Origin of the sequence: Chryseobacterium populi, from assembly GCF_000282115.1 — a bacterium.
In the GTDB taxonomy this organism is placed as follows: domain Bacteria; phylum Bacteroidota; class Bacteroidia; order Flavobacteriales; family Weeksellaceae; genus Chryseobacterium; species Chryseobacterium populi.
In genome coordinates this window covers 16,053-28,607 of sequence record NZ_AKJY01000021.1, presented here as the reverse complement: position 1 = coordinate 28,607, position 12,555 = coordinate 16,053, and the positions used below count along the sequence as shown (strand labels likewise).

The following is a 12,555-nucleotide window of genomic DNA, read 5'->3' as shown; positions in this document are numbered from 1 at the left end:
TCCGTTGTAAAATATTTTGGAATAAAAATTGTTAAAATTGAATTATTAACACTCTAAACTATGAAATTAACTTATTTATTAGGGATAGGAGCAATTGCTTTATCAGTTGCGGCTTGTACTACAAACCCGATTACGGGGAGATCTTCTTTGCAGCTGGCAAATAATTCGGAAATTTTAACAATGTCTTCACAGGAATATAAAACGACATTGTCTAAATCTAAAGTTATTGCAGGTACGGCAGAGGCAAAAAGAGTGACAAGCGTAGGCAGCAGAATAAAAGGAGCTGCTGAGAAATATTACCAGAGTATAGGAAGGTCTGCAGATCTTGCCAATTATAACTGGGAGTTTAATCTTATACAAAGCAATGAGCTGAATGCCTGGTGCATGCCAGGGGGTAAAGTTGCCGTATACACAGGGATTTTGCCTGTTACTAAAAGTGATAATGGTTTAGCGGTAGTTTTGGGACACGAGGTTTCCCATGCTTTAGCAGGCCATGGAAACGAAAGAATTTCCCAAGCGATGGTAGCACAGTACGGAGGCGCTATTTTGGGTGGTACAATTTCCAATGCTCAGTGGGCAAATGTTTTCCAGAAAGTGTATCCGATCGGCTCACAGGTAGCCTTATTAAAATATGGCAGAAATCAGGAGTCTGAAGCTGATGAAATGGGCTTATATCTGATGTCTATGGCAGGTTATGACCCTAGAGAAGCCATTCCTTTCTGGAACAGGATGGAAGGAGCCTCTTCAGGAAACAGACAGCCTGAATTCTTATCTACCCACCCGAATCCTGAAACCAGGATTTCAGATATTCAGAAAGACCTTCCAAAAGCTTTGGAATATTATAAAGCTGCAGGCGGGAAAATATAATTTGAATTTTTAATCTTGTATATAAAGCCTTATTAAATTTTCACTAATTTGGTAAGGCTTTTAATCATCAAAACACATTATCATGAAGAGTTTATCAATTACCGGACTTATACTTTTGGCTGTATCAACTTTGCTTTTTTATCTCACCACCGATTTTACGGTCGAGAAAATAGGGCTTCCACACATTATGGGAGTAATGGCCGGTGTAGGTATTGGCTTAATTATCGGAGGAATGGTAGGGTATGTAAGTAAGGGAAGCGCGATAAAAGCTGAACAGAAGAGAAAAGAATTCAAACAATTGCAAAAAGACAAAGAAGATCTTGAAAAACAGGCTGCCGAAATCGCTAAACGCCAGGCAGAGCTGGAAAATGAAAATAAAAATCCTCAAATTTAATATCTGAGGATTTTTTTATAGCTGTTATTTTCTTCAGATTAGAACTTATACCCGATACCTACCATAAAAAGGTTGGGGCGGTTGTCATATCTGATAGTTTCACCCGATACTTTGTTGATAAAATCTCTTTCATCTTTACTGAAAGCACCTTCATATCTTGCATTGATAAGGAACTTTTTAATTTCAACCTGCGCTCCGAACTGATAACCTACTGTGAAATTATCTCTTGCATTTTCTTTAAAGTCATTAAAAGTATCTTCCTTACTCAAATTATAGCTTGCAACTGGCCCGATGAATACTCCAAGCATATCTCCCAATACTTTGTGACCTACCAGTACCGGTAAATCGATACGGTTGTTTTTGATGTCAAAAGTTGTATTGGAAACAGGGTCGGTAAATTCATTTTTAAAAGTCGTGTAATACAGTTCCGGCATTACGAAAAATGCCATAGGAAGATTTACTTTCATGGATAATCCCACGTTAAATCCTGTATTGTTTTTACCTTTATTGTCTATTGCGTTGGATGCTGTATTGGAAATATTTTTCCACGAAGGTGATCCTGTCGGAAAAATTAAGTTAGCTTTTGCTGCCATTGAAATCTGCGCTGATGCAAATAGAGAAAAGCCTATTAATGCGATACTAAATACCTTTTTCATTGTCGTCTATTTTAGTGATTGTATTTTCAATAGTTTTATTATTTTCGAGTAAATACTCTCTCAATTCTTTGAACAGTTCTGATGAGTAAACGAAGTCAATGAGATTTTTATTGCCTGCCGTGATCAGAATGTCTTTATTTCCTTCCCACTCTTTGATCCCTAACCTCAGATAGATAATCTTTTCACCGATGGTCATTACAGAGTTCATATCATGGGTATTGATGATCGTTGTCGTGTTATATTCTTTTGTAATTTCCAGTAGCAAATCATCAATGACATTAGAGGTGTATGGATCCAGTCCTGAATTGGGCTCATCACAGAATAAATATTTCGGGTGATTTACAATGGCTCTTGCAATTGCCACACGCTTTTGCATCCCTCCGGAGATTTCAGAAGGAAATTTTCTGTTGGCTTTATCCAGGTGTACTCTTCCGATAACTTCAAAAACCCTTCTTTTCTTTTCTCTGAAAGTCAGGTTGGTAAACATATCGAGAGGAAACATTATATTTTCCTCCACCGTTAAAGAGTCAAATAATGCACTTCCCTGAAAGAGGGTTCCGATCTCAGAACGTAAATGCTGCTTTTCCTCCCTGTTCATTATATTGATATCTCTTCCGTCAAAAAGGATCTCCCCGGATGAAGGCTGGTATACATTCAGTAAACTTTTCAGGAACACAGTTTTCCCTGAGCCGCTCTGCCCAATAATAAGATTTACCTTTCCCTTGTCAAACGTGGTTGAAATCCCTTTAAGCACTTCAACATCATCAAAACTTTTCTTAAGATTTTTTACCTCGATCATTAGCTTAATATTAATTGGGTTAATACTAATTCGGAAAGGATGATGAAAACCATTGTCCAGACTACAGCCTGCGTACTTGCTCTACCTACCTCTAATGAACCTCCTTTTACGGTATATCCGAAATAAGAAGGAACCGTAGCAATGATAAAAGCAAAAACTGCAGTTTTGGTGAACGCATAATATATAAAGAGATTAGGCATATACATCTGGATCCCTGTTATATAATCTGCTGTTGTCCAGTTTCCGGTTAGCGTTCCTGCAATATAGCCTCCGAGAATACCGAATACAATACTGATGGCAATTAGCAACGGATTGAAAATCACACATGCAATAATTTTTGGCAAGATCAGGAAGTTTGGTGAATTTACACCCATAATATCTAATGCGTCAATTTGCTCGGAAACCCTCATTGTTCCTATACTGGAAGCAATATATGAGCCAACTTTTCCTGCCAGGATCAAGCTGATGATGGTAGGCGAGAATTCTAAAACCAATACAGCTTTAGTAGCATATCCTACAAATGAAGGGGGAATGGGGAAAGATGAAGCATCAAAATTATTAAACATCTGAATGGCAACAACTGCCCCAACGAATATAGAGGTGAAGATAACCAACCCGAAAGAGTTGACTCCCAAATCGTTTATTTCTCTCATGAACAGCTTCCAGAATACCCTCATTTTCTGAGGTTTCTGCATGGCTTTACCCAGAAGGATGATGTATTCTCCTACAGCTGTAAAAAACTTTTTTAACATTCTGCTAAATTAGACTTTTTTTATTAAAGCATTATTTATTTTGCGTTCTTATCTCCACTTATAACTAACAAAGTGGTTTTTAAAACAATCACCAGATCCAGGACAAAACTCCAGTTTCTTACATAAAAGGCATCGGCAAGAATACGTTTATTCATTTCCACTTCCACATCACCGGAATCACCTCTTAAACCGCTTACCTGGGCAAGGCCGGTAATTCCCGGATTCACCATGCTTCTTAAACTGTATCTTCCGATTTTGGGTTTATAATAATTGTCTACTGCCAACATATGGGGGCGTGGTCCTACAATAGACATTTCACCTTTTAATACATTGATAAACTGAGGCATTTCATCCAGGCTGGTTTTTCTCAGAAACTTTCCAAATTTAGTGATTCTTGAATCATTCTCAGCGGTTGTTTTTGTGGTGGATTCATCATTGATTACCATTGTTCTGAATTTGATGCAATTAAATACCTCTTCATGGAAACCATATCTTTTTTGTAAGAAAAAGACCGGCCCTTTTGAAGTCAGTTTTATGATGATGGCAATAAGAGGAAACAGCCAAGAACATATGAATATCAATACAAAAACTGAAAAAACAATATCAAATGTTCTTTTCAATAAAAAATTGGAATAATAATCCAAAGGATACCTTGCCTGGTTCAAAACCGGCTGTGTCTGGATATATCCTAAGTCATACAAAAAGAAATCACTTTGTATAATGCTTGGGATTAATGAAATATGAACTTTATTAGCTTCTGCCAGCATGAAGATTTCATCTTCCGTTTTCTCACTGAATGAGTTTTCGGAAGGCAAAAACAGCGTGTGTATTCCGTTTGTTTTCCAGAATTCCACTAACATATTTGAATCAATGGAAGAATGATTATAGTCGAAAATTCTATATCCATAATCCTTTCTCTCTTTAAGGATATTCTTTAATATTTCCGTGGAGCTGTTTTCACTCAGAAACATGATGTTTCTATGATTGATCCCTAAACTCCTTACATATTTGATCGCAAAATAGATGATTGATTTGGCGAGGAAAATAAAAAAGAATAAATAAAAGGAGAGCCAGTAAATATCGGAATTGAAAAATACATTATAGCTTACTTTTCCAATCAGTAAAACACCGAGGATAAAGAGCATAAAATGGATGAGAAGCCGTTCAAGAAACAAAGTATATGTAAGATTTCTTGCAATATTATAAATTTTTGTCCTGCCACTCAGCAGCATCCAGAACAAAAATAATAACAACAATGAAAAAGTATTCTGATACCAGGTTTCCTGATTGTATTTTAAATTTTCATTCCGGGTGATAAAAAAGAATACAAAAACAGAAGCTATAACCAAAAGGTCTAGCAAAATAATAATCGATTTTAAATATCTAGAGTATCGAATTCTTTGCATCTATCAGCTTTATCAACGAATACGAAGCTAATTTACATAATTTTATGGGATATTCAGATATTTATGTGTCTGAACAGATGCCTGCCATTCGGGATGTGCTAAGATAAAGTCTGTAATTTTAGGATACATTTCGTCACGCTTGCTCCATTCGCTCTGAAGATAGAGTTTACAGTTTTCAGAAACTTTTGCTGCCTGCTCTTCTGCAAAGGAAAAATCATGATTGTTGAAAATAATTACTTTCAGCTCGCTTGCGTTTTTGTAAATCTCTTCTTTTGGAAGTCCTGTTTTCTTTGGTGAAAGAGTGATCCAATCCAACTGTCCGCTCATCGGGTAAGCTCCGGATGTTTCAATATGGATGGTGCATCCCAGTTCTTTTAATCTGGATGTAAGAATATCTAAATTCCACATAAGAGGCTCACCACCGGTCAATACAATGGTTTTACAGTGTTTTGCGGCAGCTTCTGCAATTTCTACAGTATTCATCAGCGGGTGCAAATCCGGGTTCCAGCTTTCCTTTACATCACACCAGTGGCACCCGACATCACAACCTCCTAATCTTATAAAGTAGGCTGCTTTTCCGGTATGGGCTCCTTCTCCCTGAAGAGTGTAAAAATGCTCCATCACAGGGAGCATTTTACCTTCTTTTAATAAAATATCTTCTTCTTTGTTCATTTTAATTTAGTCGTTATAGACTGATGTTTTATAAGCAATGATGGTATTTTTCATCAACATCGCTCTTGTCATAGGGCCTACACCTCCGGGAACAGGAGTGATCCAGCTTGCTTTTGCTGCACAGCTGTCAAAATCCACATCACCAGCAAGATAATATCCTTTTGCAGAATCGTCATCTACTCTTGTAATTCCTACGTCAACAATTACAGCTCCGTCTTTGATCATATCTCCTTTTAAGAAATGAGGATCTCCTAAAGCGGTAATGACGATGTCAGCTTTTTTAGTATATTCTTCAATATCTTTGGTATAAGAGTGGGTAAGGGTAACCGTAGAATTTCCCGGGAAGTCTTTTCTGCCCATAAGGATACTCATTGGTCTTCCCACAATTTTACTTCTTCCGATGATGACACAATCCTTTCCTTTGGTTTCAATATTGTATCTTTCCAGTAAAGTTAAAATTCCGAAAGGAGTAGCCGGTAAGAAAGTATCCATCTCCAGAGCCATTTTTCCGAAATTTTCGGGGTGGAACCCATCAACATCTTTTCTGGGATCAATAGCCAGGATGATTTTTTCCTGATCGATCTGATCCGGTAAAGGCAGCTGAACGATAAACCCATCTACGTCTTTGGATTTATTTAATTCGTCAATTTTTTCAAGTAATTCAGATTCGGAAACGGTGCTTGGAAACTTCAAAAGTGAAGAACGGAATCCTACTTCTTCACAATCTTTTACCTTACTGTTTACATAAGCTTTACTTGCTCCGTTGTTTCCTACAAGAATGGCTACCAAATGGGGTGCTCTTCTCTTGCCTTCAAGGATTTTTTCAACTTCAACCTTGATTTCTGCTTTTATTTCCTTGGATACTTTAAGTCCGTCAAGAATTTCTGCCATTTTATACTTTTATTTTATTAGATTTTTTTAATACTGTGATATTCTGAAATTCATCTGCATCCTGCCGGCAACATTATTTCTTTTATTACTTATTTCCTTTATAATAATTAATGAGTCCGTTGGTAGAGCTGTCATGAGAGCTGATTGCTTCATTATTCTCAAGCTCAGGAAGGATTTTATTTGCCAATACTTTTCCTAATTCTACCCCGAACTGGTCAAAACTGAAAATATTCCAGACCACACCCTGAACGAAAATTTTATGCTCATACATGGCGATCAGTTGCCCCAATGTAAAAGGAGTTAATTCTTTGAATAATATTGAGTTAGTAGGAGTGTTGCCATGGAAAACCTTAAAGTTCAATAACCTGTCGATTTCTTCATCCGATTTTCCTGCATTTTTTAATTCTTCTTCAACTTCCTCTTCAGATTTACCGAATGCAAGCGCTTCTGTCTGTGCAAAAAAGTTAGCTAATAATTTATCCTGATGATCGGAAACCTTATTACAGCTCTTTGCATAAGCAATAAAATCTGCCGGAATCAGTTCTGTTCCCTGGTGGATTAATTGGTAGAAAGCATGTTGTCCGTTAGTTCCGGGCTCCCCCCAGATAATCGGCCCTGTTTCGTATTCTACAAATTCACCGTTCCTGTCGACACATTTTCCGTTACTTTCCATATCTCCCTGTTGAAGATATGCTGCAAACCGGTCTAAATATTGTGAGTATGGCAGGATTGCATAGCTGGTCGCTGCATAAAAATTACGGTACCAGATTCCTAAAAGTCCCATTAATACAGGCACATTTTCAGAGAATTCAGCAGTCTGGAAATGTTGATCAGTGTCAAAAGCACCTTTTAAAAGCTGTTCAAAGTTTTCATATCCTACCGAAAGTACAATACTTAACCCAATAGCACTCCATAGCGAATATCTTCCACCAACCCAGTCCCAGAACTCGAAAATATTTTTTTCAGCGATACCGAACTTTTTAACTTCTTCAATATTAGTGGATAAAGCCACGAAATGTTTTGCTACATCTTCCTGGTTTCCTGCTTTTAAAAACCAGTCCTTTGCCGAATTGGCATTCGTCATGGTCTCCTGTGTTGTAAACGTTTTGGAAGCAATGATAAATAATGTGGTTTCCGGGTTTAAACTTTTAACAACTTCTGCAATGTGATTTCCATCTACATTTGAAACAAAATGAACATCCAGTCTTGTTTTAAAATGCTTCAGTGCGGAACAAACCATTACAGGCCCCAAATCTGAACCTCCGATCCCGATATTCACTACATCAGTGATCTCTTTTCCGCTGAAACCTTTGTGCTCGCCTGAAATAATGCTTTCAGAAAAAGATTTCATATGATCAAGAACCTTTTTAATCTGAGGCTTGATATTCTCACCGTCAACTAAAATTTCTTTATCTGAAAAATCCCTTAAAGCCGTATGAAGAACTGCTCTTCCCTCAGTTTCATTGATTTTGTCTCCTGAAAACATTTTAGAAATAGCTTCTTTTAACAGGCATTCCTCAGCTAAGCTTAGCAAAAGACCTTTTGTTCTTGCGTCAATCAGGTTTTTAGAATAATCGAAAAGAAAATTCTCTCTTTTCAAAGAAAATTCTTCAAAACGGTTCGGGTTGTACTGGAAAAGGCTTCTTAAATCGAAATCGTTTTCTGCAAAGTGTTCGTCAAGTGCTTTCCAGCTGTTGGTGTGTATAGGATTTATTTTTGATAGCATATATTCGAAATTAGGTGATTATACGTTTCAGGAAATATTTCTGAGATTAAAAAGATAAATCTTATATTTTCAATTTCCCGATGTGCAAATTTACGGAAAAATAAAACCTCCGAAAAAATCGGAGGCTGTAAAATTTAAAATTATGATGATAACCGGAAGGTTAGGATAGCTTTGCACTTATTCGGAAATATTTTGAGTAGGTTTTTGAAACGGTTTTCTTTTTCTGATGAAATAAATAATCACTGCAGTGATTAATAAAACAGGCCAGATGGCAATCAGTCCTACCGCGATTTTCTGGATTAAATAGAACCCTTCTACAAAAGCATTCTTGGCATCATGAATAAAATTGAATTTATACTTATTGTCGATGTTTTTGGTATTGGTAATTGCGATTTCAGCAATACGGACTTTAGGTTCTTTGATGTAAATATCAATGGTGCTGTATTTCAGATTATCTGTAACATCCATATTAGCCAGCTGTTGCAAATTTTCTTCAGACCTGTTTTCATCGCTCATTTTCACTTTGTCTTTGTTGGTCTTCAATTGAGAGAGATCTTCACCTGTCTTTTTAATTCTTTTTCCTTCAAGCTCGGCATATTTTATTCCTGAGGTCACATCTTCCGCATTAATGGACCTCGAATTCAGGAAGAGTTTTTTAGTATTGATCAGCGTTAAAAGTTCGCCCAGTTTTGCGGTGGGAACACGTACCTGCATGGTATTTTCAGTCTGGTATTTTTTAACAAGCATGGCATCTTCGCTGGAAGTATTATAGATGTCTTCGGAAATGACATTACTGTGTAAATTACTGTGGGTTACAAATCCACCAAGATCCTGAACTGATTTTTCAATGGAAATTGTTGCTTCATATACATCCTTTACTTCCATATTTACATCTGCAGTTTTAATGAACTGCTTGTCTTTTACATTCATGGTTGCAGCAGAAGAAATACTGTCTGAAGCCACTACAGATGCCGAATCTGCATTGACTGAAAGCTCATATTCACTTGCTGTTGCTTCTCCTTTTTTACAGGAATAGATTCCTAATAAGATAACTGCTGATAGAGATAATTTAAGGTAAGTAGTTTTCATACTGTTGATTTTTAATGTTTTTCTTACATCAAAGTTCAACCTGAATCATTTGTAATGTTTGAAAATCAAAAGTAAAAAAGTTGTAAATATAAAATCTGATTTAATTTATTGTAAAACAGTATTTTGTAAAATAAATAATGAAAGAGAGATGAATTTTCGGATTGATTTTTGCTGGTTTTTTACAAATCAAAACCACAACTATAACTATGTCCAATACCTTTTCCAAAATCAGAAACGCAATAGAATTATTCAGATCAATAGATTTTGATCAGCTAAGTGCAATTTCCCAAAAAGTAAATCTGCCGAAACTGATGCAGAATTTTTCAAAACTGGATGACAGGCAATTAGGAGGATTGATGAGGATGCTGGATCCTAACAAGCCGAAAAAAGAGCTTCCTCCGGTTGACGGAGATTTTTACGATATCTACCATACTTTAACTCCTGAGCAGAGGGAAATTCAGCTTAAAGTGAGGGCTTTCATGGAAAAAGAAGTGAAGCCTCTGGTAAATCATTACTGGTTACGGGACGAATTTCCTTTTGAACTCATTCCGAAATTTCAGAAATTAGATATTTGTGGAGTCACATACGAAGGTTATGGTTGTCCGGGAATGCCTTTCCTGATGGAAGGTGTTATTGCGATGGAAATGGCCAGGATTGATGCTTCTATTGCTACATTTTTCGGAGTACAGTCCGGGCTGGCAATGGGGTCGATTTATATCTGTGGTTCTGAAGAACAAAAACAAAAATGGCTTCCCCAGATGCAGAAATTTGAAAAAATCGGAGCGTTTGGGCTGACGGAGCCTGAGGTTGGTTCCGGAGCGGCAGGAGGTTTAACAGTTACCTGTAAAAAAACATCTGAAGGCTGGATTCTGAATGGCCAGAAAAAATGGATAGGGAATGCAACTTTTGCAGATCTTGTCATTATCTGGGCTCGGGATTTGGATGATGGAGAAGTAAAAGGGTTTATCGTTGAAAAAGATAATCCGGGATATTCAGTTGAAAAAATTAAAGGCAAAATGGCTCTCCGTATTGTACAGAATGGTCTGATAACATTAAAAGATTGTTTAGTCACTGAGGAAAACAGGCTGCAGAACGCGAATTCGTTTAAAGATACAGGGAAAGTATTACGGATGACAAGGGCAGGAGTGGCCTGGATGGCAACCGGTTGTGCAAGAGGGGCTTATGAAAGTGCTTTAGATTATACCAGAAAAAGAGAACAGTTCGGAAAACCGATTGCTTCATTCCAGATGATTCAGGGGCATCTGGTAGAAATGCTTTCGAACCTTACCGCCATGCAGACTATGGTTTTCAGGTTATCCGAAATGCAGGACGAAGGAATCCTGAAAGATGAGCATGCTTCGTTAGCTAAAGTTTTCTGTACTCTAAGAACCCGTGATATTGTTTCCAGAGCCAGAGAAGTAATGGGTGGAAACGGGATTCTGTTGGAATATGATGTAGCAAGATTTGTAGCTGATGCAGAAGCAATTTACTCGTATGAAGGCACGAAAGAGATCAATTCACTGATTGTCGGCAGGTCGATAACCGGTTTCAGTGCATTTGTCTAATGTGAATGAGGCAATAGTGAACTTCTAAAATTGACAGCGAAGTGAAATTGGCTATTCACAGCTCACTATTAACCATTTTAATCATTATCTAGCTGATCAGAGCTTTGTATTTTTCTCTGTTGTCAATAATCATCCAAAGGTTGATCAGAAACATAATCCCTGCGGTCGACATTCCCATTGGAGATTTATCCAACGTGAAAACATGTGCAACAATTCCCACCATTACAGGTAAAATAACAATAGCTCCCAAAGCTCTCGTTTTTGGAAAAATAAATAAAAGCCCTCCGATGACTTCTACTGTTCCTACTAATGGCATTAACCAACTTATCTCCCCGAAGGCCGTGAAAAGTTTCATTTGTTCCGGCGTTGGCTTTTCCATTGGCATGTAATTAAAGAATTTGTTTAATCCGGTATTGATAAACATAAGCCCGAAAAGAAGGGACAGGATAAATTTTATAATTTTCATGAGAATATTTTTTTATTAAAATTAAATAAAATTCCAATCCGTTAATTAAAAATCAAGTAAATTTTAAAATAATTATCAAATATTCATTGTTAATTGCTCTTTGCTTGTGAATCAGTCCATTTCTTTCAAGGTAATATTCTTAGAAATTTTATAGGATTTTTTCTTTTTATGAGGTTTTTCTTCTTCACCCAGCAATTTTCCCCAGGGTTTAAGCCCATCTACTCTCTCAAAAATTATTTTAATGATGGCAATGGCCGGGATACACAAAAACATTCCGGCAATTCCCCACAGGTGCTCTCCTAAGATAATTCCGATAAAGGAAAATAAAGCATTAATCTTTACTTTCGAACCTACCACAAAAGGGAGAACAATATTTCCGTCGATGATATGCACGGCGATATAGCCGATTGCTACATAGATACAGGTAGAAGGAGCTGCTGTGGCGAAAGCGATGAAACAGGAAATCACCAGTGAAATGCATATCCCGAGATAAGGAATTACATTGAGTAAACCGGTTAAAACACCTAGAAGAATAGCATATTTCACTCCTAAAATAGTGAGAACTGTGGAGGTAAGTATCGTTACAATAATCACCTGAAGGCAAAGCCCGATGATGTATTTTTTTGTCATGATCCGTACTTCGGTCACTACCTCCTGTACACTTGCTTTATGTCTTTCATTAAAAACAGTGACGATGAAGTTATTTAGAATTCTTCTGTAGTTTAAAATAAAAATAAAAAACAGGATAAAAAATAAGATAAAACCGAGACCCGATGAAAATATTCCGAAAGTGAATCCCAGAATTACTCCCGACGAAGAAAGAAGCTTGTCTAATCCCTGGTCAAGATAATCTAATTGCTCATCAATTTTAACATGGAAAGTATGGGAAACCCAGGTTTGAAGACTGTTGAATACTGTAGTAAACTGTGCCCTGAGATGTGGAATATCTTTGGTGAAGCTGGATAATTGTGATCCGAAAAAATAAATCAGTCCCGTTAAAATAATCAACATAATCATTACGGAGGTCATTGTAGATAAAGATCTTGCAAATCTCAGCTTCTTTTCCATAAAGGTGGCGATCGGCAAAAAAAGCATGGCCATTAAAAAAGCAAGGAAGAAAGGCGCTAAAATGCTTTGTCCTAATGCGAGAAGATAGCCAAGGCCGATGATTGAAACGACGACAAGGGTAAGTTTAATGAGAAAAGGGAGTCTGAGAAAATTCATATTTCAAAATCTGTAGCATAAAAATAATAAAACCCTCCGAATTGAAGG

13 protein-coding genes are annotated in these 12,555 nt (G+C 37.0%); 3 read left to right on the top strand and 10 right to left on the bottom strand.

The genetic code is table 11. From position 1 onward, the window contains the following. Positions 1-60 precede the first annotated feature (60 nt). The gene (locus PMI13_RS06860) at positions 61-867 is read left to right on the top strand and encodes a M48 family metallopeptidase (protein WP_007842082.1); all 807 of its coding nucleotides are present in this window, start codon (positions 61-63) and stop codon (positions 865-867) included. Between the two features lie 82 nt (positions 868-949). Then, complete coding sequence (locus tag PMI13_RS06855; protein WP_007842080.1) at positions 950-1,261, top strand: hypothetical protein; 312 nt, start codon at positions 950-952, stop codon at positions 1,259-1,261. Positions 1,262-1,299: 38 nt separating this feature from the next. On the opposite strand, the gene PMI13_RS06850 is transcribed toward PMI13_RS06855, so the two are convergent. The 8 genes from PMI13_RS06850 to PMI13_RS06815 form a co-directional block, all read right to left on the bottom strand. Then, entirely contained in the window at positions 1,300-1,917 is a 618-nt protein-coding gene (locus tag PMI13_RS06850; RefSeq protein ID WP_007842078.1) for an outer membrane beta-barrel protein, read from the bottom strand. Next, on the bottom strand, positions 1,901-2,716 hold the full coding sequence (locus PMI13_RS06845) for an ABC transporter ATP-binding protein (RefSeq protein ID WP_007842076.1): 816 nt from the start codon (positions 2,714-2,716) through the stop codon (positions 1,901-1,903). Before PMI13_RS06845 ends, PMI13_RS06850 begins: the two co-directional genes overlap by 17 nt. Beyond that, positions 2,716-3,468 (bottom strand): MlaE family ABC transporter permease, encoded by a 753-nt coding sequence (locus PMI13_RS06840; RefSeq protein WP_007842073.1) that lies wholly within the window; start codon positions 3,466-3,468, stop codon positions 2,716-2,718. Before PMI13_RS06840 ends, PMI13_RS06845 begins: the two co-directional genes overlap by 1 nt. Before the next feature lie 35 nt (positions 3,469-3,503). Further along, on the bottom strand, positions 3,504-4,874 hold the full coding sequence (locus PMI13_RS06835; protein ID WP_007842069.1) for an exopolysaccharide biosynthesis polyprenyl glycosylphosphotransferase: 1,371 nt from the start codon (positions 4,872-4,874) through the stop codon (positions 3,504-3,506). A gap of 42 nt (positions 4,875-4,916) precedes the next feature. Beyond that, positions 4,917-5,546: a 7-carboxy-7-deazaguanine synthase QueE gene (locus PMI13_RS06830; RefSeq protein ID WP_007842068.1), complete on the bottom strand. Its 630-nt coding sequence runs from the start codon at positions 5,544-5,546 to the stop codon at positions 4,917-4,919. Positions 5,547-5,552: 6 nt separating this feature from the next. Beyond that, positions 5,553-6,437: a bifunctional 5,10-methylenetetrahydrofolate dehydrogenase/5,10-methenyltetrahydrofolate cyclohydrolase gene (locus PMI13_RS06825; RefSeq protein WP_007842066.1), complete on the bottom strand. Its 885-nt coding sequence runs from the start codon at positions 6,435-6,437 to the stop codon at positions 5,553-5,555. Between the two features lie 85 nt (positions 6,438-6,522). Next, on the bottom strand, positions 6,523-8,163 hold the full coding sequence (gene pgi, locus PMI13_RS06820; protein WP_007842065.1) for a glucose-6-phosphate isomerase: 1,641 nt from the start codon (positions 8,161-8,163) through the stop codon (positions 6,523-6,525). A 177-nt stretch (positions 8,164-8,340) separates the two neighbouring features. Beyond that, the gene (locus PMI13_RS06815) at positions 8,341-9,252 is read right to left on the bottom strand and encodes a DUF4349 domain-containing protein (protein WP_007842063.1); all 912 of its coding nucleotides are present in this window, start codon (positions 9,250-9,252) and stop codon (positions 8,341-8,343) included. Positions 9,253-9,458: 206 nt separating this feature from the next. On the opposite strand from PMI13_RS06815, the gene PMI13_RS06810 reads away from it, so the two are divergent. After that, on the top strand, positions 9,459-10,817 hold the full coding sequence (locus PMI13_RS06810) for an acyl-CoA dehydrogenase family protein (RefSeq protein WP_007842062.1): 1,359 nt from the start codon (positions 9,459-9,461) through the stop codon (positions 10,815-10,817). A gap of 88 nt (positions 10,818-10,905) precedes the next feature. Here the strand turns inward: PMI13_RS06810 and PMI13_RS06805 are convergent, their stop codons facing one another. Next, positions 10,906-11,283 (bottom strand): DoxX family protein, encoded by a 378-nt coding sequence (locus tag PMI13_RS06805; RefSeq protein ID WP_007842061.1) that lies wholly within the window; start codon positions 11,281-11,283, stop codon positions 10,906-10,908. A gap of 111 nt (positions 11,284-11,394) precedes the next feature. Then, positions 11,395-12,507 carry an AI-2E family transporter gene (locus PMI13_RS06800; protein ID WP_007842060.1) on the bottom strand — a complete coding sequence of 371 codons (1,113 nt, stop codon included), beginning with the start codon at positions 12,505-12,507 and terminating at the stop codon, positions 11,395-11,397. Between the last annotated feature and the right edge of the window lie 48 nt (positions 12,508-12,555).